At 67.9% G+C, this 25,179-nt stretch carries 27 protein-coding genes and 1 tRNA gene; 12 read left to right on the top strand and 16 right to left on the bottom strand.

Going from position 1 to position 25,179, the window contains the following annotated elements; all coding sequences use genetic code 11:
* Positions 1–290: 290 nt before the first annotated feature.
* Together IAE60_RS14220 and IAE60_RS14215 are read right to left on the bottom strand one after the other, a co-directional pair.
* Positions 291–857: a hypothetical protein gene (locus tag IAE60_RS14220; RefSeq protein ID WP_187572760.1), complete on the bottom strand. Its 567-nt coding sequence runs from the start codon at positions 855–857 to the stop codon at positions 291–293.
* Positions 841–1,695 (bottom strand): tetratricopeptide repeat protein, encoded by an 855-nt coding sequence (locus tag IAE60_RS14215; protein ID WP_187572759.1) that lies wholly within the window; start codon positions 1,693–1,695, stop codon positions 841–843. The genes IAE60_RS14220 and IAE60_RS14215 overlap by 17 nt, the downstream gene beginning before the upstream one ends.
* A 165-nt stretch (positions 1,696–1,860) precedes the next feature.
* Between IAE60_RS14215 and IAE60_RS14210 the strand changes: the two genes are divergently transcribed.
* Positions 1,861–2,274, top strand: coding sequence for a hypothetical protein (locus tag IAE60_RS14210; RefSeq protein ID WP_162111400.1), 414 nt, complete (start codon positions 1,861–1,863; stop codon positions 2,272–2,274).
* 285 nt (positions 2,275–2,559) lie between these two features.
* Positions 2,560–3,513, top strand: coding sequence for a helix-turn-helix transcriptional regulator (locus IAE60_RS14205; RefSeq protein WP_162111401.1), 954 nt, complete (start codon positions 2,560–2,562; stop codon positions 3,511–3,513).
* A 120-nt stretch (positions 3,514–3,633) separates the two neighbouring features.
* On the opposite strand, the gene IAE60_RS14200 is transcribed toward IAE60_RS14205, so the two are convergent.
* Together IAE60_RS14200 and IAE60_RS14195 are read right to left on the bottom strand one after the other, a co-directional pair.
* On the bottom strand, positions 3,634–4,260 hold the full coding sequence (locus tag IAE60_RS14200) for a TetR/AcrR family transcriptional regulator (protein ID WP_162111402.1): 627 nt from the start codon (positions 4,258–4,260) through the stop codon (positions 3,634–3,636).
* Positions 4,260–4,517 (bottom strand): acyl-CoA-binding protein, encoded by a 258-nt coding sequence (locus tag IAE60_RS14195; protein ID WP_162111403.1) that lies wholly within the window; start codon positions 4,515–4,517, stop codon positions 4,260–4,262. Before IAE60_RS14195 ends, IAE60_RS14200 begins: the two co-directional genes overlap by 1 nt.
* 152 nt (positions 4,518–4,669) lie before the next feature.
* Here IAE60_RS14195 and IAE60_RS14190 point away from each other — a divergent pair, with 152 nt between their 5' ends.
* On the top strand, positions 4,670–6,658 hold the full coding sequence (locus IAE60_RS14190; protein WP_187572758.1) for an SDR family oxidoreductase: 1,989 nt from the start codon (positions 4,670–4,672) through the stop codon (positions 6,656–6,658).
* Between the two features lie 72 nt (positions 6,659–6,730).
* On the opposite strand, the gene IAE60_RS14185 is transcribed toward IAE60_RS14190, so the two are convergent.
* From IAE60_RS14185 to IAE60_RS14170, 4 genes are all read right to left on the bottom strand, one after another.
* Complete coding sequence (locus IAE60_RS14185; RefSeq protein ID WP_187572757.1) at positions 6,731–7,159, bottom strand: group II truncated hemoglobin; 429 nt, start codon at positions 7,157–7,159, stop codon at positions 6,731–6,733.
* Positions 7,160–7,240: 81 nt separating this feature from the next.
* Positions 7,241–8,182 carry a restriction endonuclease gene (locus IAE60_RS14180; RefSeq protein WP_187572756.1) on the bottom strand — a complete coding sequence of 314 codons (942 nt, stop codon included), beginning with the start codon at positions 8,180–8,182 and terminating at the stop codon, positions 7,241–7,243.
* Between the two features lie 239 nt (positions 8,183–8,421).
* A complete protein-coding gene (locus tag IAE60_RS14175) occupies positions 8,422–8,973 on the bottom strand; it encodes a phasin family protein (RefSeq protein WP_187572755.1) in 552 nt (183 codons plus the stop codon).
* Between the two features lie 94 nt (positions 8,974–9,067).
* Positions 9,068–10,312 (bottom strand): patatin-like phospholipase family protein, encoded by a 1,245-nt coding sequence (locus IAE60_RS14170; protein WP_187572754.1) that lies wholly within the window; start codon positions 10,310–10,312, stop codon positions 9,068–9,070.
* 87 nt (positions 10,313–10,399) lie between these two features.
* Here IAE60_RS14170 and IAE60_RS14165 point away from each other — a divergent pair, with 87 nt between their 5' ends.
* Entirely contained in the window at positions 10,400–11,116 is a 717-nt protein-coding gene (locus tag IAE60_RS14165; RefSeq protein WP_187572753.1) for a DUF8198 family protein, read from the top strand.
* A gap of 2 nt (positions 11,117–11,118) precedes the next feature.
* Here the strand turns inward: IAE60_RS14165 and IAE60_RS14160 are convergent, their stop codons facing one another.
* Positions 11,119–11,394, bottom strand: a complete 276-nt coding sequence (locus IAE60_RS14160) for a polyhydroxyalkanoic acid system family protein (RefSeq protein ID WP_162111309.1) — start codon at positions 11,392–11,394, stop codon at positions 11,119–11,121.
* A 99-nt stretch (positions 11,395–11,493) separates the two neighbouring features.
* Here IAE60_RS14160 and IAE60_RS14155 point away from each other — a divergent pair, with 99 nt between their 5' ends.
* The gene (locus IAE60_RS14155; protein WP_187572752.1) at positions 11,494–12,297 is read left to right on the top strand and encodes an FHA domain-containing protein; all 804 of its coding nucleotides are present in this window, start codon (positions 11,494–11,496) and stop codon (positions 12,295–12,297) included.
* On the opposite strand, the gene msrQ is transcribed toward IAE60_RS14155, so the two are convergent.
* Positions 12,266–12,895, bottom strand: coding sequence for a protein-methionine-sulfoxide reductase heme-binding subunit MsrQ (gene msrQ / locus IAE60_RS14150; RefSeq protein ID WP_187572751.1), 630 nt, complete (start codon positions 12,893–12,895; stop codon positions 12,266–12,268). The two genes, IAE60_RS14155 and msrQ, sit on opposite strands and share 32 nt — an antisense overlap.
* A 7-nt stretch (positions 12,896–12,902) precedes the next feature.
* On the bottom strand, positions 12,903–13,871 hold the full coding sequence (gene msrP / locus IAE60_RS14145) for a protein-methionine-sulfoxide reductase catalytic subunit MsrP (RefSeq protein ID WP_187572750.1): 969 nt from the start codon (positions 13,869–13,871) through the stop codon (positions 12,903–12,905).
* Positions 13,872–14,073: 202 nt separating this feature from the next.
* Here msrP and serC point away from each other — a divergent pair, with 202 nt between their 5' ends.
* From serC to aroA, 3 genes are all read left to right on the top strand, one after another.
* Positions 14,074–15,159 (top strand): phosphoserine transaminase, encoded by a 1,086-nt coding sequence (gene serC / locus IAE60_RS14140; protein ID WP_187572749.1) that lies wholly within the window; start codon positions 14,074–14,076, stop codon positions 15,157–15,159.
* Between the two features lie 113 nt (positions 15,160–15,272).
* Complete coding sequence (pheA, locus tag IAE60_RS14135) at positions 15,273–16,418, top strand: prephenate dehydratase (protein WP_187572748.1); 1,146 nt, start codon at positions 15,273–15,275, stop codon at positions 16,416–16,418.
* Between the two features lie 107 nt (positions 16,419–16,525).
* The gene (gene aroA, locus IAE60_RS14130; RefSeq protein WP_187572747.1) at positions 16,526–17,830 is read left to right on the top strand and encodes a 3-phosphoshikimate 1-carboxyvinyltransferase; all 1,305 of its coding nucleotides are present in this window, start codon (positions 16,526–16,528) and stop codon (positions 17,828–17,830) included.
* Positions 17,831–18,065: 235 nt separating this feature from the next.
* On the opposite strand, the gene IAE60_RS14125 is transcribed toward aroA, so the two are convergent.
* The 3 genes from IAE60_RS14125 to IAE60_RS14115 form a co-directional block, all read right to left on the bottom strand.
* On the bottom strand, positions 18,066–18,626 hold the full coding sequence (locus tag IAE60_RS14125; RefSeq protein WP_187572746.1) for an energy transducer TonB: 561 nt from the start codon (positions 18,624–18,626) through the stop codon (positions 18,066–18,068).
* Positions 18,627–18,772: 146 nt separating this feature from the next.
* Complete coding sequence (locus IAE60_RS14120; RefSeq protein WP_187572745.1) at positions 18,773–19,195, bottom strand: hypothetical protein; 423 nt, start codon at positions 19,193–19,195, stop codon at positions 18,773–18,775.
* A 4-nt stretch (positions 19,196–19,199) separates the two neighbouring features.
* Positions 19,200–19,847 (bottom strand): energy transducer TonB, encoded by a 648-nt coding sequence (locus IAE60_RS14115; RefSeq protein ID WP_187572744.1) that lies wholly within the window; start codon positions 19,845–19,847, stop codon positions 19,200–19,202.
* 111 nt (positions 19,848–19,958) lie between these two features.
* On the opposite strand from IAE60_RS14115, the gene serS reads away from it, so the two are divergent.
* Complete coding sequence (serS, locus tag IAE60_RS14110; protein ID WP_187572743.1) at positions 19,959–21,239, top strand: serine--tRNA ligase; 1,281 nt, start codon at positions 19,959–19,961, stop codon at positions 21,237–21,239.
* A gap of 285 nt (positions 21,240–21,524) precedes the next feature.
* On the opposite strand, the gene IAE60_RS14105 is transcribed toward serS, so the two are convergent.
* Positions 21,525–22,262 carry a DNA alkylation repair protein gene (locus IAE60_RS14105; RefSeq protein WP_187572742.1) on the bottom strand — a complete coding sequence of 246 codons (738 nt, stop codon included), beginning with the start codon at positions 22,260–22,262 and terminating at the stop codon, positions 21,525–21,527.
* Positions 22,263–22,320: 58 nt separating this feature from the next.
* Positions 22,321–22,899, bottom strand: coding sequence for an FMN-dependent NADH-azoreductase (locus IAE60_RS14100; protein ID WP_187572741.1), 579 nt, complete (start codon positions 22,897–22,899; stop codon positions 22,321–22,323).
* A 116-nt stretch (positions 22,900–23,015) separates the two neighbouring features.
* On the opposite strand from IAE60_RS14100, the gene IAE60_RS14095 reads away from it, so the two are divergent.
* The 3 genes from IAE60_RS14095 (at position 23,016) to IAE60_RS14085 (ending at position 25,160) form a co-directional block, all read left to right on the top strand.
* Positions 23,016–24,023, top strand: a complete 1,008-nt coding sequence (locus tag IAE60_RS14095) for a LysR family transcriptional regulator (protein WP_162110958.1) — start codon at positions 23,016–23,018, stop codon at positions 24,021–24,023.
* Positions 24,024–24,136: 113 nt separating this feature from the next.
* Positions 24,137–24,226: transfer RNA gene (locus IAE60_RS14090), tRNA-Ser, on the top strand.
* Between the two features lie 145 nt (positions 24,227–24,371).
* Entirely contained in the window at positions 24,372–25,160 is a 789-nt protein-coding gene (locus IAE60_RS14085) for a DUF5694 domain-containing protein (RefSeq protein WP_187572740.1), read from the top strand.
* Positions 25,161–25,179 lie beyond the last annotated feature (19 nt).

Raw genomic sequence — 25,179 nt, 5'->3', positions numbered from 1 at the left:
GTTTGTTTTGTTGGGCTAGTCGTCTTCGTGTTGCGAAATGAATAACGGCGCTGCCAAAAAAACCTTTAGGGCGGCTGCGAAAAAATGTGTTAGGCCCCCGGACTCCCTGCGGCGCAGGGGTTTGCCGGACGCGTCGGAAACGTGACAACCGCCCTAAAGATGGCAAGGAGCGGGCCGTTAAGGCCGCCCCGCGGGCACGCCTGTGCACGCCGGCGGGGGTTCGCGGCGGTTGATGCGTGCGGCGTGAGCCGGAGGATGGGACGCCATGCGCGCTGCGCGCGCGTCTCGGGTCACGGCGTCGGCGTGCGCCAGGCGTCGTCCGGATTGGCGAGCAGCGAGAGCCCGGGCATGCGGTACTCGCATCCGATCAGCGTGCGCTGCTGCATGCCGGGATGCTCGCCGGCGTAGACCACCAGCGCATGGAGATCATCGAGTGCGCCGGACAGCGGCGCCTCGCGACTGTCCGCCAGCGATTGCTCCAGGCGCATGCTGGCCGTATCGATGGGCGCGTCCACGAGAAGCAGCACGCGGTCGTCGGTGATCACGACGGCATCGCCTTCGTTGCCCCAGGCGTCCACCGATGCGTCGAGCCGGTAGAGATCCATTTTCGGCGTGCCGTACTGGCGCTCTGTCTGTACGAATTCACTGGGCCGTTCGCGCCGCAGCCTGGCCAGCAGGCCGGCGATGTCGCCGGCCGAGGTCCTGCAGGTCAGGGCGTCCAGCAGCGTATCGGTCGTCTGTACCGGCGGCGATGGGGCAGGGGGTGCGGGCGCGACGACCTGTGCCGCTACCGCCGCGCTCGCGGCGAGCAAGACCGACGCGAGCGCGAGCGAGGCGTTGCTATTCGATCTGCGCATTGGCATGCGCTGCGTCCAGCGCTTCCATGGCATCGTGCGGTTTCAGCTTGCCGGCCTTCTCGAACGCTGCGGCGGCGGCTTCCTCCTTCTTGTCGCCGTGCAGGAGCAGCATCACGTTGGCGTGCTCGATATGGGCGATGGGCGAATCCGGCGTCAGCTTCAGCGCGGTCTTGATATGCGACTCGGCCTCGGCTGCCTTGGCGCCGTAGGTCAGGCCGCCGATCATCGCGCCGATCTTGCCGATGATCTCGGCGTGGTAGAGCGCCAGCGCGGTATGCGCCTCGGCATGCTTCGGGGCCCGCTCGAGCGCGGCTTCCAGCGAGATCCTCACCTTGCCGGCGATGCCCTGCTTGAGCGCCTTGGCGATGCTGATGCCCTGGCTGTAGCGGCCCAGGGCGAAGGCATGGCGGTAGTGGCTGTTCGCCTCGTCCGGCAGCGCCTTGACCGCCGCCTCGGCGAGTTGGGCCGCGTGTTCGAAACGCTTGAGCTGTTCGGCTTCGTCGTCCACCAGATACGTGGCATGGATGCCGATCGCCTTCACCGCCACTGACGCACCGAGCGGCCCCAGCGCCTCGCCGGCCTCGTATGCCGTCCGGAAGTCGCCACGATGGAAAGCCCGCCAGGCGTCCTGCAGGCGCTGCGCCAGATCGTCGGCGGTCATGCCCTTGGCGGCCTTGCCTGCCGCGGCGATCAGGGCTTTCGCACGTTTCTCGTCGGGGTAGGGCTCCTGGTCGCCGGCGTGCAGGGCCGGCCATGCTTTCTTCAGCGCATCGCCCGCATAGGCGTAGGCTTTGGCGTCGTGCGGAAACGGGGCCCACTTCGAGAATCTGGCTGCCATCTGTCGTCCCTCCCAGGATGTGGCGAGCATCGCCGCGAACGCAGTCAACAGGCAACCCCTACGGAATGTGAGAGTTGAGCGGCCAATAGTGTGATTGCTCGACGCAGGCCGGACAGCATCGCGTCATGGAAGCCGGCCACCCGGGCCGGTATGTGGATGCCTGCTATGGCTGCCAAGAAGACTCGCCGCAAGACCCCTGAACCCACCCTGCGCCATGTATGGCTCGCCGGCCTTGGCCTGATCGCAGTGGCCCGTCGCGAGGCGGTCGGTGCGGCCAACGATGCCCTGGGCAAGCTGCAGTCCGCGCGCCGGCAAGCCGAAGCCATGGCCGGGCAGGCCCAGCGCGATGTGCTGGAGCGCCTGGCGGATGTCCGTGAACACGGCGAAGCCAGCGTGGAGCGCTTCAGCGCCGATGTCGAAACCCGGCTGCAGCCCGTGCTGGCCAAGCTGGGCCTGAAGCAGCAGGCCCGCAAGCCTGCAGCCCGCAGCCGCAAGAAGCCGGCAGCCAAGCGCACGCGTGCCGCCGCACCGCGCGCGAAAGCCGCGGCCAAGCAGCCGGCACGCCGCAAGCGCGCCTGACGCCCGCGCGCTGCGTGACGCACGCAGCGCCTCGCATGCCGGCGGTTGCTGCCGGGGACGGGCTCGCAGAGCCCCTCCTTGTTCTCTCCCATCGAGGTAGCAGGCCCTGGACCGCTGCGGTTCCGCAGCGTCCACGCGGCCCAGGCTCACCGAGGCATATCGGCCTGCCGTCGTGGCGGCTGGCAGCGGTGGGGCTGGACGGACGCGGACCCGGTGTTCCCTGCGGTGACGGCCCGGGTCCTATCGAGGACAGAATCCGCCCTCGATAGGCGCCATACTGCGCCGATGCTCAGCACCTCGAACCGTCTGCTTCGCCTGTTGTCGCTGCTGCAGTCGCGCCGCCACTGGACGGGCGCGGAACTGAGCCAGCGGCTGGACATCGACCGCCGTACGCTGCGCCGCGACGTGGAACGGCTGCGGGAACTCGGCTATCCCATCGATGCCTCGCCCGGCCTGGGCGGTGGCTACCGGCTGGGCTCGGGCAGCGCCATGCCGCCGGTGCTGCTGGAGGACGACGAGGCCGTGGCCGTCGCGGTCGCCTTGCGGACTGCCGCCGCCAGCGTCGGCCGCATGGAGGATACGTCGCTGCGGCTGCTGTCCAAGCTGGACCAGTGGTTGCCGGCGCGCCTGCGCAAGCGTGCCAGCGCGCTGTACTCGGTCACGCTCTCCCTGGCGGGCGGGGCTCCCACCTCCGATGTGGATGCGCTGCTGCGTATTGCGGCGGCCTGCCGCGACGGTTTCCGGCTGCGGATGCAGTATCGCGACCGCAGCCAGCGCGCCAGCGAGCGCCTGATCGAACCGCTGCGGCTGGTGCATACCGGCAGCCGCTGGTATCTGGTGGCGTGGGACCTCAAGCGCGAGGACTGGCGTACGTTCCGGGTGGACCGCGTGCAGGCGCTCCACGACACCGGGACCCAGTTCCCGCCCCGCGCGTTCCCGGGCGACGTGGCGGACTACGTGGCCAAGTCGATCACCCAACCTTTCACGCGCTACCAGGTGCGACTGCGCCTGCCCGGCTCTGTCGCCGAACAGGCCGCGCGCGTGCCGCCGTGGTGCGGGATCCTGGAGGCCGGCGACGACCGGCACTGCCTGCTCGAACTGGGTGCCGAATCCGTCGACGCCCTGCTGGCGCTGATGGCCTTGATCGGCCCCGATTTCGAGATCGTCGACGACCGCGGCCTGCTCCCGGAGTTGCGCGCGGCATCGTCGAGGCTGGGGGATGCATTGGCGGCCGCTTGAGCGGGGCTTTCATCGAAAGGCGGACGCAGGACGGGCTTCAAGCCCGATGCCTGCCGGTCGGTTTCACGATGATCCCCGGGACAGCGTGGGGCTGAAGCCCCTACGGCACAGGATGCCTGCCTAGGTGGCGTACGCCTGCGTGAGCGTGTTCAGGTGTACCCGTTCCGCATCACGCAGGAAGGGGGCCACCAGCATCATCACCTGCACGATGCCCTGGCGGATGGCGACCTGTTCGTCCTTCTCGCCGCGTGTGGAGGCGTAGTTCAACCAGAAGGTGGACACCACCAGGACGTTGGTGGCCGTGGCGGCCAGTTCCGCTGCCGATGCGCGCATCACACCGGCATGGCCCATGCCGCGCATCACCGCATGCGCGCTGTCGTCGGCGCGGCGCAGGATGCGCGCGAAACGCATTCGCAGGCGGCGGTTGCGGCTGAGGATCTCCACCAGGTCGCGGTACAGGAAGCGGTAGTCCCAGATGCACTCGAACACCAGGTGCAACTGCAGCCAGATGTCCTCCAGCCCCGGCAGGCGGTCGGTGGGCGGCGTCAGCGCCGCATCCATGCGCTCCTCGTACCGCGCGAAGAGCTGCTCGATGATGTCGTCCTTGTTGCGGAAGTGGTAGTACAGGTTGCCCGGGCTGATCTCCAGCTCGTCGGCGATATGGTTGGTCGTGACGTGGGGCTCGCCCTGTGAGTTGAACATCGCCAGGGCGGCGTCAAGGATGCGCTGGCGGGTATCGCGTGCCACTAGGCGATCAGTTTCTTCACCAGGTCCACATATTTCTTCTGGGCATCCTCGGGCGCGGTGCCCTTGAGCTTGGCCCAGGCTTCGTACTTGGCAGTGCCGACGAAGTCGAAGAATCCGGGCTTGTCTCCTTTCACATCACCTTCCGAGCCCTGCTTGTACAGCCCGTAAAGCCGCAACAACGTGTCGTTGTCCGGACGCTCGGACAGCGTCTGGATGTCCCTGGATGCTTGTTCGAATGCGCTCTTCAGATCGGCCATGGATGATCCCTCCCAGTGATCGAGGCCATCACACCACGGGTGGTGCAGGCGGTCAATCCGTGACGGGATTGTCGAAACCGGATGGCTCTGGCAAGTTACGGCGCAGGGCGGTCGGAGGGGCCGGCCCACACAACTTGAGGAATGGGGCAGTCATGAGCTATTTCGTCACGGGCGCCACGGGATTCATCGGTCGCTATCTGGTCGGCAACCTCCTCAAGCGCAGCGGGACGGTCTACGTGCTGGTCCGCAAGGACTCGCAGAAGAAGTTCGACGCCATCGCGAAGAAGGCGGGCTGGGACATGAAGCGCGTGACGGTGGTGCACGGGGACATGACCAAGCCCCGGTGCGGCCTCACGCCCGCCCAACTGCGCACGCTGACCGGCAAGGTGAAACACTTCTTCCACCTGGCCGCCATCTACGACCTCACCGCCACCCGTGAAGCCCAGCAGGCCGCCAACATCGATGGCACCCAGCATGCGCTGGACCTGGCAGCCGCGCTGAAGGCCGGCTGCTTCCATCACACCAGCTCCATCGCCGCCGCCGGCCTGTATCCGGGCATCTTCCGCGAGGACATGTTCGAGGAAGCCGAAGGACTGGACGACCCCTACCTGCGTACCAAGCACGAGTCCGAAGGGCTGGTCCGCAACGAGAAGCGCATCAAGTGGCGCATCTACCGCCCGGGCATGGTGGTCGGTCACTCGAAGACCGGCGAGATCGACAAGATCGACGGGCCTTACTACTTCTTCACCCTCATCAAGAAGCTGCGCGAACTGCTGCCGCAGTGGGTGCCGGTGCTCGGCATCGAGGGCGGCCGCATCAACATCGTGCCGGTGGATTTCGTGGCCGATGCGATGGACCACATCGCGCACAAGCCGAAGCTGGACGGCCACACCTTCCATCTGACCGATCCGGAACCGATGCGTGTCGGCGAGGTGCTGAACACCTTCTGCCGCGCGGGCCATGCGCCCGAGATGACCATGCGCATCGACGCACGCATGTTCGCCTTCGTGCCGGGCAGCATCCGCATGGCGGTGGGCAACCTGCCGCCGGTGAAGCGCTTCATCGGCATGCTGCTGCGCGACTTCAAGATCCCGAAGGAAGTGCTGAAGTTCATCACCTATCCCACGCGCTTTGACAGCCGCGAGACGGAGCGGGCGCTGAAGGGCAGCGGCATCGCCGTGCCGCGTCTGGACGATTATGCGTGGCGCCTGTGGGACTACTGGGAACGCCACCTGGATCCGGACCTGTTCATCGACCGCTCGCTGAAGGGCAAGGTGCGCACCAAGGTGGTGGTCATCACCGGCGGATCTTCCGGCATCGGCCTGTCCACCGCGCAGCGCGTGGCCGAGGCGGGCGCCACCACGATCATCGTGGCGCGCGGCGAGGAGGAACTTTTCAAGGCCCGCGACGAAATGAAGAAGGCCGGCGGCAAGGTGTTCGCCTACACGGCGGACCTGGCCGACATGGCCGACTGCGACCGACTGGTGAAGACGGTACTGGACGAACACGGCCACGTCGACGTCCTGATCAACAACGCCGGCCGCTCGATCCGCCGCTCCATCGAACTGAGCTACGACCGCTTCCACGATTTCGAACGCACGATGCAGCTGAACTATTTCGGCAGCCTGCGGCTGATCATGGGCTTCCTGCCGAAGATGACCGAGCGCCGCAAGGGCCACATCATCAACATCAGCTCGATCGGCGTGCTGGCCAACTCGCCGCGCTTCTCGGCCTATGTGGCGTCGAAGGCGGCCCTGGATGCGTTCAGTCGCTGCGCGCAGGGCGAGCTGTCGGGCAAGGGCATCAGCTTCACCACCGTCAACATGCCGCTGGTGAAGACGCCGATGATCGCGCCCACGAAGATGTACGACAGCGTGCCGACGCTGTCGCCGGAAGAGGCGGCGGACCTGCTGGTCAAGGCGATCATCGAGAAGCCCAGCCGCATCGCCACCCGTCTGGGCATCTTCGCCGCGCTGGTCAATGCGGTGGCGCCGAAGGCCTACGAGGTGGTGATGAACACCGCCTTCGAACTGTTCCCGGATTCGGCCGCCGCCAAGGGCGACCGCAAGGCACTGAAGGACGAATCGCCCAGCCAGGAACAGATCGCGTTCGCCGCGCTGATGCGGGGCGTGCACTGGTAGTGAACAGCGTCGTGCCAAGCGTGCTCGGCTACGCGGTCGCGTTTGTTCGATAGCAGCGGAGCAAGCTCCGCTCTACGCGTCCTGCGGGTCGGCCCACCGCAGCGGCACCGCCTGCAGGTTGCGCATGTGCAGTGCCAATGGCTCGATCCGCGACCACATGAAGTCGCGCAGCTCCGAGTCTTCGACGGTCTCGGTCATCGCGCCGTGGAAGCAGGCCAGCCAGCCGCTGGCTTCTTCCATGCCGATCCGGAAGGGCAGGTGGCGTGCGCGCAGCATCGGGGCGCCGTGCTTCTGGGTGAACAGCGGTGGGCCGCCGAGCCAGCCGCTGAGGAATTCGAACAGTTTCTGCTCGCTGCCTTCCAGTGACGATGGATGCTGCGCGCGCACGGCAGCGGCCTCCGGCAGGGTATCCATCAGCGCATACATGCGCTGCGTCATCCGGCGCAGGCCGGCTTCGCCGCCGATGCGCTCGTAAGGCGTGGGCTCGGGAACGTCGCTCATGGGATCGGCATGCAGCAGGGCGGTGACGCGATCATCCCGTTGCGCGTGGGCCACGCCCAGCGACGGAACGTCGCAGCGGCGTCACATGGTCTTGCACTGCCGCCAGCGCACGGGTTCGCTGCTGCCGGGAGGTGGGTTGAGCTGCACACGGCTCGTACGCAGTGCAGGGTAGCGCTCTAGCTCGCTGCAGATCCGCGGCCAGACGTCCCGCTCTCCGGCCGCAAGGTCCACGCTGAGGGTCAGTTTGGTCTGCCACACGCCGCGCGTGACGCCGGGGGTCCTGGCGAGTGCCTTGAGCACCTCGCGCATCTGGATTTCCAGCTCTTCGTCGGTGGGCTCGTGGAAGGCGGCGGGCTGTGGCGGGGCCGGTGCGGGGATCGCAGCGCCAGGCGCGGCGGGCGACGGGGCTCCGGCAGCCGGGCGCGCCGGCGCAGGTGTGTTGGGCCAGGCCGCCATCGCCAGGGCGCCAATGGCCACCGCCCCGAGCCAGGCGATGGCGATGTGACGCTTGGCACGCGCGGCGGCGTAGTCGATCACCTGGTCGCGCAGGCCCGGCTCGATCAGGTCCACCACTTCCGGCCACAGGCGTGGGCCGTCCAGCAGTTCGATGGTGTTGCCCTGGGCGGCGTCGCGGCCTTCCTTCTCCACGTTGCCTTCGGTCGCCAGGATGCCGCCGTGGGCCGCGCCCAGGCGGATGCTGGCAGCGAGTTCCTGTACCGGTGCGGCGGCGATGCGGTAGGCCGAACCATGCTTGCACGAGAGCAGCCAGCGTTCGTCGCCACGGGCGAGCAGGAAGGTGGACTGCGGCTCGCGGCTTTCCTGGGGGCCGGGGCTGGCTTCTACCAGTCCGCGACGCGCCATCGCGGCCAGGACCAGTTTCGAGAATTCGCGCCAGCGCAGTCCCGACAACGCATGCAGACCGTAGGACATCTCATCGCGGGGGCGGCGGACCAGCCAGAAATAGGCAGTGGCGGCCGCGCCACTCACGAGCGTGACGGCCAAGCCAAGGAACCAGATGGACATGCGGCGCGGGGCGTTGTTGTTATTTGACCGGCAATTCTACCGGGCCGTGCCTGCGGCTGTCTGTGCTGTCCACCGCGCGTCGCGTGGCGGGACGAAGCAGCCCGCCAGTCCGAAGCCGTAAGGGGAGGGGAGCAAACGAACTTCGGTGGACTGGCGGGCTGGAATGATTGTTACGCCATTGGATGGTGCCGCGCAACAAAAAAATGTTCAGGAAAGCGCAGGAAAAAGCCTATGCAACCTTATGGTGCGGCCTTCTTGCGCGATGCACGCTTGGCGGGCGTCTTCTTCGCTGACGGCGACGGTTTCTTGGCGGCGGCCTTGCGCGCCCGTGCCGGCTTCGCGGCCGGCACGCCGCCCAGCTTGCGCAGCTCGGCGTTCAGGGCATCGACGCGATCGATCAGGGCGGACAGGTCCTCGCGGCTGGGCACCTCGAGGCGGCGCAGTGCGCGATGCACGCGTTCCTCGAACACCTTTTCCAGCCGGTCCCAGGTGTCGGACGCGCGTTCGCGTGCCTGGCCCACGGTGCTTTCCACGGCATCGCGCATGGCCTGGGCCTTGCCACCGGCGGTCTTGCGCGTGATCTGCTCCAGCGACAGGCCTTCCTTGACCAGCGTCTCGAACAGCTTGGTGCCTTCGGCCTGCGCGCGTCCGAAAGCGCCGACTCCGGCCAGCCAGACCTGCTGGGCCGACTCGCCCAGGCGTTTGGACAGCTGCTCGGCCTGGGCCTGCAGGGTTTCGTTGCTGGAAGCGGAAGCGGTCTTCTTGCGTGCGGATTTCTTCAGCGTGGCCATGGCGTTCCGTCAGTAGGTGGTGTGGGGATTGCGCGCCAGAATCGGCGTCGCGTCTAGAGTTTTCACACCAGCGGGCGACGCAACCGCAGGCGCATCAGGAATGACGCGCCGCGCGGTGACGGGACACCAGCTGGTCGACATCGTCCAGGGCGCGACGCAGGCGGGCGGTGGTCTCGGTCATGCGCGGCGCCACGTCCAGACCGGCGAGGATCGACCGGTTGCGATCCTGGACGATGTCCTCGTTGTAGCGGATGCCGTGTGCGGCCAGCATGGGCTTGAGCGTGGTCGCGCGCTTGCGCAGGTCGGCCAGCGTGTTGCGGTAGGCCAGCTGGCAGACCCGGTGGCGCGAGGAGAAGCTGAAAAGGTTGGTGAAGAACAACTCGCTGTCGTCCGCGTTGGGCTCGAACACCAGCTGGTCGATGTCGGGATACCGCAGCGGGTACTTCTCCATGCCGATCTGCATGCGCGACTGCAGCAGGGTCCGCAGCGTCTGCGACAGCACCGCCGGCAGTCCGCCGCTGGCCAGGCCGACCTGTTCGGCCTGGTCGGCCTGGGGTGTCGCCTGGTTTGCGTCGAACGGCACCAGCGGGTTGATGCCGATCATCAGGTCGATGCCGCGGTCCAGCACGGTGCTGGCGTGCATCGTGCGGCGCAGCGCGCCATCCAGGAAGTGGCGGCCGCCGATCTCCACCGGCGGATACAGGCCGGGCAGGGCGGAACTGGCCTGCACCGCGCGCGAAATCGGGACGTCGTCCCAGCCCTGCTCGCCGAAGCGCACAGCCTCGCCGCTGTCCAGGTCCACCGCCACCACGAACAGGTCCGCGTCCAGCGTGCGGAAATCGTTGCTGCGGCCGCGTCGCGTGAAGATGTCGCGCAGGAAGCGTTCCACTTCCTGGTTGTCGAAGATCCCGGTGGGCACCAGGCCGCCGAAGCGCAGGAACAGGTCCGACCAGCGGGTGGCGCGGTGCGGGCTGCGCAGCAGGCGCGATACCCAGTCGGCGTACAGCCCCGGCAGACTGGCCGCCCGGCGCAGGTACTCGCCCACGTTCGGGCGCAGGAAGGTTTCCGGACGGAACTCCGCGTCGTCGCTGGTGCCGGTGATGAAGATGCGGCACATCTCGGCCGTGCTCATCCGGTTGGCCAGGCCGGCGGCCAGGAAGGCGCCGGAACTGACGCCCACGTAACAGTCCATGCGGGTCAGGTCCAGCCCGTCCAGTGCTTCGTCCAGGGCGCGCAGGGCGCCCAGCTCGTACATGCCGCCGATGGGACCGCCGCCGGCGATCGCCAGGCCGATCTTGCCGTTGTGGCCCCGCTGCCGCGCACTGTGAATCGAAAGCATGTACTACCCGTCGTGACCTCGCTGCCCGAGTGTAGCCGACCGGCCGCCGGGTTGCGGTGGTCTCCCGTCGTCAGGATCATGGCGCCCATGGCTCGAGCACATCCGCTGATCGCACGCGTGGGCAGGCGCCTGGAATGGCACCAGGCGGCGCACGATCCCGTACTCGAACCGCGCAACCGCCTGCGCTGGCTGTCCGAGCTCAGGCGCTGGCAGGCCGCCAGGCTGGAAACCAGCTTCGCGCATTTCCTGGCCGATCCCACCCGCCGCGCGGCGGCGATGTTCTTCCTGACCGACGTCTACGGCGACCACGACTTCAGCGGGCGCGACGCCAACGTGGCCAAGGTCATGCCGATGATGCAGCGCCTGCTGCCGCTCTCCGTACTGGAGACCGTGGCGCACGGGATCGAGCTGGGGGTGCTGACGCACGTGCTGGACATGCGCATGGCCGAGGCGCTGCAGCGGCTGGCGCCCCATCGGCGCAGGCTGGACGCCGATTTGTACGGCCAGGCGTACCGCGAGGTGGGCCTGCGCCGCCTGCGCCGGCACCAGATCGACCTGATCGCCGAGGTCGGCGTCGGGCTGGCGCGCGCGGTGAAGACGCCGGGCGTGGCCACCTTGCTGAAACTGTCGCGCGGGCCGGCCCGCGCCACGGGTCTGGGCGACCTGCAGGGCTTCCTCGAGCGCGGCTTCGCCGCCTTCGCCGCACTGGGCGACGGCAAGGCCTTCGTGCGCGATATCGAACGCGCCGAGCGGACGGTGTCGCGCCGGTTGTTCGCGGGCGACCCCGATCCGTTCCGCGACTGACCTCAGTCGAACTTCTCGCTCAGCACCCGGCGGATTTCCGCCTCGATCGGGCCCTTCATCGCCGAGAGCAGGAAGCCCAGGGTCGCGGTGACCTGCAGGTTGTTCGCCAGCAGGGCGATCTTGCCTTCTACGCCCGAGCGGCTGAAGTTCAGCGTATCGCCGTCCCAGCCATAGTCCATGTCGAAGCGCTCGGAGAGCTTCTTCGCCACGCTTTCGATGGCCTTCCTCGCCTGCGCGGGCGTCTTGGAATGCGGATGCTGGATGTCGATGCGGGCCATGCATGGGCTCCTGTGGCGTAGGGCTATTCTGCGCGGCCATGGCGTGCGCTGCCAAGCCGACTATCGCGTCCGGGCGGCAACCTGATAGGCTCCCGTCGCGTGCAGAACCTCAGACTTCATTTCACCAACCGTCCCGCACCGGACCGGCCGCTCACCACCGGCGTCCACCGCATCGTGCGCGAGGCCGCCGGCACCATCGGCGTGGGCGATGCGCTGCAGGGCGCCTTGCTGGCGCAGATCTGCGTGGATCGGCGCGGCCTGTGGCTGCAGGTGGCCAACGGCATGCGCGGGGTGCACATCAATGGCCGTCCGGTGAAGCGGATGGCGGTGCTGCGGCCTGGCGACGCGGTCTACGTGGAAGGCGTGGAGCTGCTGCTGCAGTCGGGGTTCCGCTCGGCCGCGGAGGTGCGCGACAGCGACGCAGGCCAGGGCGACGCCCGGGTGGTGCTGCGTGGCGTCGGTGGCAAATATCACGGCAGGAGCGTGTCGCTGGAGCACCCGCGCATCGTCGGCCGTGCGCGCGAGGCCAACATCCGCGTCGACGATCCCGCTTTCGCTGAGCGCCATGCCCGGCTCGAGTTGCGTGGCGATCGCGTTCTGCTGCGCGACCTGGGGTCGGCCGAGGGCACCCGCGTCAATGGCATGGCGGTGCGCGATGCGCTGCTGGCTGCGGGCGACCAGGTGGTGTTCGACGCCCAGCACCGCTTCGTGCTCGAGGTGCCATGGGCCCCCAGTGCACGGGCGGAGGAGTCGGCGTTGCCGGACGATGCCGGCCAGACGCCCCTACAGGGCGATACCCAGCCGGTGGTGACGGCGTCGGTGCGGCGTTGGCCGTGGTTGCTGCTGGCGGCCGTCCTGATGGCGGCCGCGCTCAGCGCGCTGCTGCTGTTCGGCGCCGGCTGAGCGATTTCCACAGGCGCCAGCCCAGCAGCGCCGCCAGGATGCCCGCATACAGCAGCGGCTCGCGGATGTCGGATTTCACCAGCCACCAGAAGTGCAGCACCGCCAGTACGCCGATGGCGTAGACCAGCTTGTGCAACTGGCCCCAGCGCCGGCCGAGGCGCCGCATCCACCCCTGCGTCGAGGTGATCGCCAGGGGCACCAGCAGCAGCCAGGCGCTGAAGCCCACGGTGATGTAGGGGCGCTTGACGATCTCTTCGAAAATCTGCGTCCAGTAGCCGCGCAGGTCCAGTGCCAGGTAGGCCGTCAGGTGCAGGCTGGCGTAGAAGAAGGCATACAGGCCCATCATCCGGCGGAAGCGCAGCAGGACCGGCTGGCCGGTCAGCTGACGCAGCGGGGTGATCGCCAGCGCCACCATCAGCAGGCGCAGCGCCCACAGGCCGGTACGGTGTTCGATCTCGGCCACCGGATCGGCGCCGAGCGCGTCGCTGCCATTCCGCCATACGTCGTGGAATTGCCAGGCGAGAATCGCGAGTGGGGTCAGGGCCAGCGCGTGGACGAGGGTCTTGGCGGCGACCAGGCCGGCGGATGCCTTGCGCATCGCCGGGTCAATACCACTTCTTCAGATCGAGGCCCGCATACAGCGAGGCGACCTGGTCCGCATAACCATTGAACATGCGCGTGGGGATGCGCTCGGCGAACAGCTTGCTCTGGGTGCCGGCGATGCGCCGCTCGGTCTTCTGGCTCCAGCGGGGATGGTCCACGTCCGGATTGACGTTGGAGAAGAAGCCGTATTCCGAGGGCTGCAGGTCGTGCCAGGCCGTCTCGGGCATGCGCTCGACAAACTTGATCTCGACGATCGACTTGATGCTCTTGAAGCCGTACTTCCACGGCACCACCAGCCGCAGCGGCGCGCCGTTCTGTTGCGGCAGCGGTTTGCCGTACAGCCCGGTGGCGAGCAGGGTGAGCGGATGCATGGCTTCGTCGATGCGCAGGCCCTCGCGGTAGGGCCAGTTGATGGACCGGTAGCGCACGCCCGGCATCTGCACCGGATCGGCCAGGGTGGTGAAGGCCACGTACTTGGCCTTCGAGGTGGGCTGGAACTTCTTCAGCACCTCGCCCAGCGGCACGCCCAGCCAGGGGATCACCATCGACCAGCCCTCCACGCAGCGCAGCCGGTAAATGCGCTCCTGCGGCGCCAGACCCTTGACGAGATCCTCCAGCGCGATCCTGCCGGGTCTGGCGCATTCGCCGCCCACCACCACCGACCACGGCGAAGTCTTCAGCGTCTTGCGCGCGGTCGACGGGTCGGCCTTGCCGGTCCCGAACTCGTAGAAGTTGTTGTAACTGGTGACGTCCTGGTAGCGCGTCAGCGTCTCGGTCGTCCGGAAGCCGGAGCGGGCCTGTTCCGGTGTCACGTTGACCTTGGGCGGCGGCGGAGGCTCGGCCTCGGCGCATCCGGCCAGCGCCAGGGCCGGCGCAGCAGCGAACGCCTGGAGCAGGCGGCGGCGGTCCCGATAGATCGATTCGTCGGTGATCTGGGAGGCGGGAATCCGCAGGGCGTCGCGCAGGGACATGGACATCTCCGGGAAGCGGGGGTCTTGGTTGGACGATACTCGCGCGCGAAAATTCCCGCTCGATCGCCCTGTCTTGAACCTATACGTCCCGGGATGGCCGCAGGATGCGCGGCGTGCGCGGTCCGCACCCGCGGGCTCGGCTTCGTTGCCCCTGCAACTGATGCGCTGCGGCATACTACGGGTCCTCCTGTTCAGGTGTCCCATGACGCGCGCGTTCAACTTCAGTGCCGGTCCCGCCACCCTGCCCGAATCGGTCCTGCGGCAGGCGCAGGCCGAGATGCTCGACTGGAACGGCGTCGGCGCGTCCATCGTGGAGATCAGCCACCGCAGCCAGGACTTCATCGCCGTGGCGGCCGAGGCCGAGGCGGACCTGCGTCGGCTGGTCGGCATCCCGGACGACTATGCCGTGCTGTTCCTGTCCGGCGGCGCCACCACCCACCAGGCCCTGCTCGCGCTGAACTTCGCCGCGCCCGGCGAGGTGGTCGACTACGTGGTCACCGGACACTGGGGCAAGACGGCGATCAAGCAGGCCAAGCCTTACTGCACGGTCAACATCGCCGCCGACGGCGAGGCCGGCGGCTTCCACGACATTCCGCCACGCGACACCTGGAAACTCACACCCGGTGCGGCCTATGTGCACATCACCGCCAACGAGACCATCCACGGCGTCGAGTTCCGCGATACCCCGGATGTCGGCGAGGTGCCGCTGTTCGCCGATTTCAGTTCGTCCATCGCCTCCGAGCCGCTGGATGTGTCGAAGTACGGCGTGATCTACGCCGGCGCGCAGAAGAACCTGGGCCCGGTCGGCGTGGCGGTGGTGATCATCCGCAAGGACCTGTTCGAGCGCAGCGGCCAGCCGCGCGCCGACATCTTCGACTACCGCTCGCACGCTGCGCGCGACTCCATGCTCAACACGCCGCCGACCTGGAACTGGTACCTGGCCGGCCTGGTGTTCAAGTGGATGCTCGCCGAAGGCGGCGTGGAGGAGTTCGCGCGCCGCAATGCGCTGAAGTCGTCGCTGGTCTACGACGCCATCGATGCCTCCGGGGGCTTCTATCGCAACGAGGTGGTGCCGGCGGTCCGGTCGCGGATGAACATCCCGTTCTTCCTGCCCGACGAGACCCTGACCTCGCGCTTCGTGGCCGAATCCAAGGCGGCCGGACTGCTGGCGCTGAAGGGCCACAAGGCGGTCGGCGGCATCCGGGCGTCCCTGTACAACGCGCTGCCGGTGGAAGGTGCGCAGGCGCTGGTCGATTTCATGCGCGATTTCCAGCAACGCAACGGATGAACCCGCTGCATTGCCCGATGTGGGAGCGACGTCAGTCGCGATGAAGCTTCACCGATAACCTTTCGCGACTTACGTCGCTCCCACAGGGAAGCGACGGGACTACGGAAAACCCCATGGCCTCCAAGCCCAGCAAACCCAGCAAGAAGCCTGCAGCCAGCAAGAAGACCGAAGCCACGCCCGCTCCGGCCCTCTCCGACGTACGCGCCAAGATCGACGGCATCGACCGCCAGATCCAGTCGCTGATCGCCGAGCGCGCACGCTTCGCCCACCAGGTCGGCAAGGCCAAGGGCAAGCTGGCTGCCGCGGTGGACTATTACCGTCCCGAACGCGAGGCGCAGGTGCTGCGCATGGTGGTGGACCGCAACGAAGGCCCGCTCAGCGACGAAGTGCTGGTGCACGTCTTCCGCGAGATCATGTCCGCCTGCCTGGCGCAGCAGGAACCGTTGAAGATCGGTTACCTCGGCCCGGAGGGCACCTTCAGCCAGCAGGCGGTGCTCAAGCACTTCGGTCGTTCTGCGCACGGTCTTCCGCTGGCCAGCATCGAGGAAGTGTTCCAGGAAGTGGCCAGCGGCAACGCCGATTTCGGCGTGGTGCCGGTGGAGAACTCGGGGCAGGGCACCATCCAGATCACCCTGGACATGTTCCTCACCTCCGACCTGAAGATCTGCGGCGAAGTCGAGCTGCGCGTGCACCAGTTCCTCATGTCGCGCACCGGCCGCATCGACGACATCGAACGCATCTATGCGCACCCGCAGTCCTTCGCGCAGACCGCAGGCTGGCTGCGCGCCAATCTGCCCAAGGTCGAGAAGGTGCCGGTATCGAGCAATGCCGAAGGCGCGCGCCGCGCCCGCGGCAGCGACGACGCCGCCGCCATCGGCGGCGAGAGCGCCGCCCATGTGTATGGCCTGAAGAAGGTCGTCATGAGCCCGATCCAGGACGACAAGGACAACACCACACGCTTCCTGGTGATCGGCCGCAGCATCTTCCCGCCGTCGGGGCACGACCGCACCTCGGTGCTGGTCTTCATCCACGACAAGCCCGGCGCGCTGTTCGACGTACTCAGCCCGTTCGCGCGCCACGGCATCAGCATGAACCGCATCGAGTCGCGGCCCTCGCACCACGCCAAGTGGGAGTACGGCTTCTTCATCGACCTGGCCGGCCACATCGACGACGAGGCGATGAAGCAGGCGCTGGCCGAACTGAAGCAGCATTCGGCGCAGATCAAGGTGCTGGGGTCGTACCCGGTTGCGGTGCCCTGAAGGCCGGGATTCGGGAGTAGGGATTCGTGATTCGCCACAACATCGATCACGGCCCAGCCCGCCCGTTGTAACGAATCTCCACTTCCGAATCCCGAATCCCCGCACTCATGAAACAAGATTGGATCGCCTCCGCCGGCCAACCGCTGCACGGCACCCTGGACATCCCCGGCGACAAGTCGGTGTCGCACCGCGCGGTGATGTTCGCTGCGCTGGCCGATGGCACCTCGACGATCGACGGCTTCCTGGAAGGCGAGGACACCCGCGCCACCGCCGCGATCTTCTCGCGGCTGGGCGTGCGTATCGAAACCCCGTCGCCCTCGCGCCGCGTCGTGCACGGCGTGGGCGTCGATGGCCTGAAGGCCGCGGAGAGCCCGCTGGACTGCGGTAATGCCGGCACCGGCATGCGCCTGCTGGCCGGCTTGCTGGCCGCGCAGCCGTTCGACAGCGTGCTGGTCGGCGACGAATCCCTGTCCAGGCGCCCCATGCGCCGCGTCACCGGGCCGCTGGCCACGATGGGTGCGCGCATCGATACCGAGGAGGGCGGCCTGCCGCCGCTGCGCATCCACGGAGGCCAGCAGTTGACGGGCATCGACTACACACTCGAAGTCGCCAGCGCCCAGGTGAAGTCCGCCGTGCTGCTGGCCGGCCTGTATGCCGATGGCGACACCGTGGTGCGCGAGCCGCATCCGACCCGCGACTACACCGAGCGCATGTTGAAGGCGTTCGGCGTCGACATCGAATTCTCGCCCGGCTTCGCGCGCCTGCGCGGCGGGCAGCGCCTGAAAGCCACCGACATCGCGGTGCCGGCCGACTTTTCCTCGGCGGCGTTCTTCCTGGTCGCTGCCAGCATCATTCCGGGGTCCGAACTGCGCCTGCGCGCGGTCGGCCTGAACCCGCGCCGCACCGGCCTGCTGCAGGCGCTGCGCCTGATGGGCGCGGACATCACCGAAGAGAATGCCAGCGAGCACGGTGGCGAACCGGTGGCCGATCTGGTGGTGCGCCATGCGCCGCTGCGTGGCATCGAGGTGCCGGAAGCGCTGGTGCCGGACATGATCGACGAGTTCCCCGCGCTGTTCGTCGCGGCTGCAGCCGCGGACGGCCCAACGGTCGTGCGCGGCGCGGCGGAGCTGCGGGTGAAGGAGTCCGACCGCCTGGCCAGCATGGCCAATGGCCTGCGCGCGCTGGGCCTGCGGGTGGACGAAACGCCGGATGGCGCCACGATCTTCCCGGGTCCGCTGCAGGGCGGCGCCGTCGATTCGCACGGCGACCACCGCATCGCGATGGCGTTCTCCATCGCCGGCCAGCGTTCCTCGGGTGAGGTGCGCATCGGTGATGTGGCGAATGTGGCGACCTCGTTCCCGAACTACGACGCACTGGCAACGGGGGCGGGATTCGCGTTGCGGAAGGTATAACGCTGCCGTTTCCTGTAGGAGCGACGTAAGTCGCGACCGCAGCTTTGGGGGCTCCAGCGTGCTTTCGTTCGTCACTTGCGGCTTCAGGGACTTGTTGAAAGGATCCGGGTAGCGACGAATCCCGGTCGCGACTTACGTCGCTCCTACAGAAGATCATGCGTAAAAAAAGGGGGACGCCTTGCCCGCGTCCCCCTTTCCTTTCCTCGTCAGCTCCGTATCGGGCGCGATGCAGCGCTTAGATGGGCTTGAAGTCCACCGGCACCTTCACGCTGGTGGCAATGGCCTTGCCGTTGCGCATGGCCGGCTCGAAGCGCCACTGGCGCACGGCGTTCACCGCGGCGCGGTCCAGGTCGCGTTCGCCGCTGCGTTCGACCACGCGCACGTCCACCGGATTGCCCTGGGCGTCCACCTCGGCCACCACCACCACCGTGCCGCCCACGCCCGCGCGCAGCATCGCGGCCGGATACTTCGGCTCCGCGTTGCCGGCCATCGGCCGGGCATCGCGGCTGATGGGGGCAGGGCGGGTCGCGGCGACGCGCTCCGCGCGCGTGCGTTCATTGGCGGCCGCCGCGCGCTCGCTCGCGGGCGGGTTCGCATCATCCATCACCGGTGCGGGCAGGGCGGCCACCGGCGCTTCCGTGGCGCGGCGCGATTGCGTCCACCAGATCAGCGCCGCGGCCGTCACCGCAAAGGCCAGCAGCATCAGCAACACGGGCGAAGTGGAACGTCGCGGTTCCACCGTGGTGTCTTGCTCGGTATTCGCCGTGCGGTACTCGTTGTTCGTGGGCATCGACATGTGAACCTCCGTTTCGCGTTGTGGGTTCCGCGTTGGAACGGTGCCGAGTCTTTGCGCGTCGATGTTTGCGATGCGTGATACCGCAATGAAGCGGGCTGGCCGAAGTTCAGCTAGCGGAATGACGGTTCAGCAATGCGTACGCGTCGTCAAAACGCGTCGGCGCAGCCATCGTCCTGCTTGAAGTAGACACCATCGGGGACGCGAGCATGTTGTTCGCCGCGTCTTGCCGGTGCGTCGCATCCCATCACGCGGATGGGCACCAGCTCCATCGCGATCGAACCCGATGCATGACGCAGTACGAACGCGTGGTCCTGCCGTGTCCATGTGCCCGACTGGATCGGTTCCGCGCAGATATCGCACTGCACCTGCATCGCGTAGCGACCGGAGTCCATCAGTCGCACCGCATGGGCGTAGCCACGGCCCTTCACCCAGGTCTGGCCGGGCTCGGCGCCCAACGGGTCGTCGACCGACGGGCCGCGCATGGACCATAGCCATACGCACGCGACGAGGACGATCAACGAGAGTGCCGACCAGGCGGCGATGCGTTTCAGCGATCGCGCCTGGCCCATGCGGTCACCGCATCTTGAAATCGATCGGTACCGTCACCGCACCCGCTACGGCCTGGCCATCGCGCTGGGCCGGCTGGAAGCGCCACTGGCGCACGGCATTCACGGCAGCGCGATCGAGGTCGCGCGAGCCGCTGCGCTGGGCCACCTCGACCGAGGTCGGCACGCCGTCCGCGCCTACTTCCACGCGTACCAGCACGGTGCCCTGGTCGCCACTGCGCATGGCGGCCGGCGGATACTCCGGCGCGGGGGTCTGGCCGGGGATCGGTACCGGCACGTCGCCGGGCGCCAGGGTCACGCCGGGAGCGACCGGGGCCGGGGGCTCGGGCGGAGTGGGGTCCGCGGCTTCCGGTACCGGCGTCGGCATCGGCTTTTCTTCCACCAGCTGCGGGCGCTCGTCGCTGGCGGCGCGGGGCGCCGGCTCTTCCATCCCACTAGCCCCGTCGCCGGTGGACAGCGGCTCGGGCAGTGCCTCGAGCGGCGCGGCCTTGCCGGGCAGGGTGGGCTGCGCGGTGTAGAAACCGTCGTCTCGCCCGGCCCACCACACGATCAGGAACAGCAGCAGGCCCACGCCGAAGGCGATGGCGGCGTTGCGCAGGGCGGTGCGGGGCAGGCGGAAGGTGAAGTGGGGTTCGTGCGGTTGCGGGGCCGACATGGGAATCACCGGTGAAGTCCCGCCGATTCTTGCACAGCCGGGGTTAACCGCGCGGGCAGGCGGTCGCAGATGGGCGATAATGCCGGCCTCCCTCGCCAGACCGCTGTTTCCATGCTCGATCCCGTCCTGCTCCGCACCCAGCCCGCCGAACTCGCCCAGCGCCTCAAGGAAACCCGCGGTTTCGACCTGGACGTGTCCCGGATCGCCGACCTGGAAGCCGCCCGCAAGCAGATCCAGAAGCGCACCGAGGAGCTGCAAAACCTGCGCAATACCCGCTCCAAGGCCATCGGCCAGGCCAAGGCCAAGGGCGAGGACGTGTCCGCGCTGATGGCGGAAGTGGCCGGCTTCGGCGACGAGCTGAAGGCCTCGGAAGTGAAGCTGGACGAGATCCGCGCCGAGATCGAAGGCATCGCCCTGGGCATCCCCAACCTGCCGCACGCCAGCGTGCCGGTGGGCAGCGACGAGGCCGGCAACGTCGAACAGCACCGCTGGGGTACGCCGCGCACGTTCGATTTCCCGGTCAAGGACCACGTGGAACTCGGCGCCCGCCACGGCTGGCTCGACGCCGACACCGCCGCCAAGCTGTCCGGCGCGCGCTTCACCGTGCTGCGTGGCCAGCTGGCGCGCCTGCACCGTGCGCTCGCGCAGTTCATGCTGGACCTGCACACGAACGAACACGGTTACGAAGAGACCAGCGTGCCGGTGATCGTCAACGCCGATTCCATGCGCGGCACCGGCCAGCTGCCGAAGTTCGAGGAAGACCTGTTCGCCACCCAACTGGGCGAGCACAAGCGCTACCTCATCCCGACCTCGGAGGTCCCGCTGACGAACATCGTCCGCGACGAGATCCTCGACGACGCCCGCCTGCCGCTGCGCATGACCGCGCATTCGATGTGCTTCCGTTCGGAAGCCGGCAGCGGCGGCCGCGACGTGCGCGGCATGATCCGCCAGCACCAGTTCGAGAAGGTGGAACTGGTGTCGATCACGCGCCCGTCGGAAAGCTACGACGAGCAGGAGCGCATGACCCGCGCCGCCGAGACCGTGCTGGAAAAGCTGGGCCTGCCGTACCGCCGCATGCTGCTGTGCACCGGCGACATGGGCTTCGGCGCGGCCAGGACCTTCGACCTGGAAGTCTGGCTGCCGTCGCAGGACACCTACCGCGAGATTTCCTCCTGCTCGAACTGCGAGGATTTCCAGGCCCGCCGCATGCAGGCGCGCTGGCGCAACCCGGCCACCGGCAAGCCCGAGCCCGTGCATACGCTCAACGGCTCCGGCACCGCCGTCGGCCGCGCGCTGATCGCGGTGATGGAGAACTACCAGAACGCCGACGGCTCGATCACCGTGCCTGAGGTGCTGCGTCCGTACATGGGCGGCGCCGAGCAGATCGCCTGAGGCTTTGATCCCTTCTCCCGGCGAACGGGAGGATGCTGAGTCCTTCTCCCCGCGGGCGGGGAGAAGGTGCCCGAAGAGCCTGCCCCGTACTTGATACGGGGGCGGATGAGGGCCCGCTGTTCGCGCAGGACTTTCCGCGTTTGGATGTGCGCGCCTGTGGGGCGCAGGCTGCGTGGTCCTTCTCCCCGCTTCGCAGGGAGAGGGGCAGGCAGCCACAGCGTCGCGGTATCGGTGTCCTTCCAGCCCCCCCAGCGGGACGAGGGGATGCGCAGGATCGGCGCACTCCTACACGTTCTTCTGCGCGCGTCCTTTGTCCGACTTCGCCACCTTGGCGCGCACGGTCGCGCGGCCCAGGTCGCGCAGCGCATCCTTACCCACCCAGCGTCGCGTCGGGTTGTCCGACGCCGCCAATGCGCTGGCATGGGCGATCGCTTCCGCATGCAGCGCGGCGTTGCGATGGCCGATGGCCCGCAGCGCCCAGCTCACCCCCTTGCTGACGAAATTGCGTGCGTCGCCGGCGGCTGTGTCCACGTGGGCCAGGCCGGCGAGGAAGGGGGCGTCGGGCGTGTGGCGGTCGTGCACCGCCAGTCCGGCCAGCAGCGCGAACGCCGCGCGTTTCTCGAACTCGCCGCGCCTGCGTGACCACCCCTCGATCCGCCCCCACGCATGCGGACTACGGTCGAACAGGTGCAGGCACAGCGTGTCGCAGACCGCCCAGTTGTCGAACTGCCGGCACCAGCGGTCCATCTGCGTGACGGAGAGCTGCGCGGGGTCGGCGACGAAGGCGACCAGCAGGCGTGCTTCGTAGATGCCGCTGTCCCATAGCGGCTGCGCCAGGGCAGGCTGGCGACCGATGCGTTTGCCCAGCGCCTGGATTTCGCGCATGGGGACACCGAGGGCGTGGGTGTCGGGGATGCCATAACGCGCCAGCCCGGCGCGATGGGCCGGGCGGGCGGCGTTCGTCAGCAGGGCGAGTGCCTGTGCCGGGTCGAGGGAGTCGGGCGGAGACTTCTTCGCGGCCATCGTCGGGGTGCGGGGACGGGTGCCGGCAGCATACCGGTCCCGTCCCGCGACCCGGGGCTCAGGCCGCCTGTCGCAGCGGCGTGGGGATGCTGGCCAGGGCAGCCTCGATGGCCTCTGCCTTGTGCTGCGGCGAATAGGCCACGCGCTCGGCGCGGACGAATTCCACATCGGTGATGCCCAGGAAGCCGAACACCTGCTTCAGGTAGGGCGCCACGAAGTCGATGGCGGTGCCGGCGTACTCGCCGCCGCTGGCCTCGGCCACGATGACCTTCTTGCCGCCGGCCAGGCCGATGGGGCCGTTCTCGGTGTACTTGAAGGTGCGGCCGGCCACGGCGATGCGGTCGATCCAGGCCTTCAACGTGGACGGCACGCCGAAGTTGTAGCGCGGCACGCCCACCACGATGACGTCGGCGGCCAGGAACTGCTGCATCGCGGCCTCGCCGGCTTGTGCGGCGGCGGCATCGCCCCCACCCAGTACGGCGTTGGTCAGGTGGGGGAGCGGATCGGCGTCCAGGTCGCGGTAGGTGACCTCCAGGCCGGGCACGGTGTCCTGCCAACGGGCTACGATGGCGGCGGTCAGTTGTCGGCTGACCGAGTTGGCGGCCAGGGCGCTGCTGTCGATATGCAATAGTTTCATGGTGGTTCTCCGGTCGGGATGCGGCCTCAACCGCGTTGGAGAACACTGTAGGTCGTTGCATTTGTGGGATAAACGTGTTCAAACGTCACTGATCGTTCCAAAGGTGGACTTAATTCATGCAGCACGACCTCAATGACCTCTATTACTTCGCCATGGTGGTGGACCACGGCGGGTTCGCCGCGGCCGAGCGGGCGCTGGGCATTCCCAAGTCGCGCCTGAGCCGGCGCATCAGCCAGCTGGAAACCGACCTGGGCGTGCGCCTGCTGCAGCGTTCGACGCGCCGCTTCGCGGTGACCGACGTGGGCATGAGCGTGCACCGCCATGCGCAGACGATGCTGGCCGAAGCCCAGGCCGCGCGCGAGGTGGTCGATCGCCTGAGCGCGGAACCGCGTGGCGTGGTGCGCGTCAGCGTGCCGGTGGCGGTGGCGCAGATGCAGTTGCCCAAGATCCTGCCGGCGTTCTTGGACAAGTACCCCAAGGTGCGGCTGCAGCTGCACGTCAACAATCGCCGGGTGGACATCATCAACGAGGGCTACGACGTGGCCCTGCGCGTGCGCGCCAAGCTCGACGACGACGGCAGCCTGGTGATGCGCAGCTTCGGCCAGATCCAGGAACTGCTGGTCGCCAGTCCCAAGTACCTCAACCGCGCCGGCCGCCCGAAGATGCCGGAAGACCTGGCCGAGCACGTCACCCTGAGCATCAGCGAGGACGAGGCGCGCCAGCGTTGGGAGCTGCACGGCCCCGATGGCGAGGTGCGCCGGATCGAGCTGAATCCGCGCCTGGCCGGCTTCGACTTCCCGCTGCTGCAGTCGATGGCGAAGGACGGTTACGGCATCACGCTGCTGCCGGAGACGGTGTGTGCGGAGGCGGTGCGCAAGGGCGAGCTGGAGGTGGTGCTGCCGGAATGGAGTCTGCCGCAGGGCATCTGCCATGCGGTGTTCGCTTCGCGCCGGGGCATGCTGCCGGCGGTGCGGGTGTTCATCGATTTCCTGGCCGAGCACCTGCCGCAGCAGATCGAGTCGTCGCGGCTGGATTGCGGTGGCAAGTGTTCGGAGGAGAAGGACAAGGCCATCGCGATGGCCATCGACAACACCAAGGCCGCCAAGGTGAAGAAGGCTTCGTAAGCCACGGCGGCGGGGTTCGTGCGAAAATGCGCCGCGGCCTGCAAGGGGCCGGGCGCGCCGCCGGGGCAGGGCGGCGATGCACCGCGGCGGGGTTGCGGGCAGTTCCAGACAACGGAGAGATGGCCGAGCGGTTTAAGGCACCGGTCTTGAAAACCGGCGAAGGGTCAAACCTTCCGTGGGTTCGAATCCCACTCTCTCCGCCACTTCGGTAACCATGAATGTAGGATGGGTTGAGCGCAGCGATACCCATCGCTTCGGTGTGCCTAAGCGTCCGCGATGATGGGTAGACCCGCTTCGCCGTTGAATGCCGCTGCACTCTACTCATCCTACGTATTGGAGGAACCGGTCATGCGTCGTCTCCTTGTGCTGGCATTGCTCCTTCTGCACAGTGCCGCATGGGCGGCCGGGCCGCCGGCACGCGTCATCCTCATCGGCACCTACCACTTCAGCAATCCGGGCCAGGACCAAGCCAACGTGGAGTCGGTCGACGTCACGATGCCCCGGCGTCAGGCGGAACTGCAGGCGGTGACCGATGCCCTGGCCGGGTTCAAGCCGACATTCGTTGGCGTCGAGTGGCCGGCTGAAGCGGCGCGCGACAACTACGCGCGCTATCTCGACGGCACGCTGCCCGCCTCCCGCAATGAAGTCGTGCAGTTGGGATTCCGCTTGGCGAAGCAGGTAGGGCTCGAACTTGTGCACGGGCTTGATGTTCCGGGTGACTTCCCATTCGAACCGTTGAGCGCGTGGGCGCAGGCCAATGGCAAGTCGGGTGATCTGCAAGCGCTGATGGCGCAGGCCCAGGGCATCACGGCGCGCATTACCGCACTGCAGACAACCCGCAGCATCGGCGGCGTGCTGCGCGAGATGAACACGTCGCAGGCGCTCGATGAGGCCGCGAGCTTCTACACGGAGTTCCTGCGCTACGGAAGCGGCGAGCAACAGCCAGGGGTCGAACTCAATGCCGCATGGGCGAAGCGCAATTTCGCGATCTGCGCGCGACTGCTGCAAGCCCTCAAGCCCGGCGACCGCGCGGTGGTGTTCTACGGGCAGGGACACGTACCTCAGCTGGCGGCCTGTTTGCGGTCTGCGCCGGGCGTCGAGCTTATCGAGGCGGGGGCGTTTCTTCCGTCCCCTTGACTGGAAGGAAGGTAGGATG

It is taken from the genome of Pseudoxanthomonas mexicana (assembly GCF_014397415.1).
Taxonomy (GTDB): Bacteria; Pseudomonadota; Gammaproteobacteria; order Xanthomonadales; family Xanthomonadaceae; genus Pseudoxanthomonas_A; species Pseudoxanthomonas_A mexicana.
This window is presented reverse-complemented; position numbering and strand designations above follow the sequence as displayed.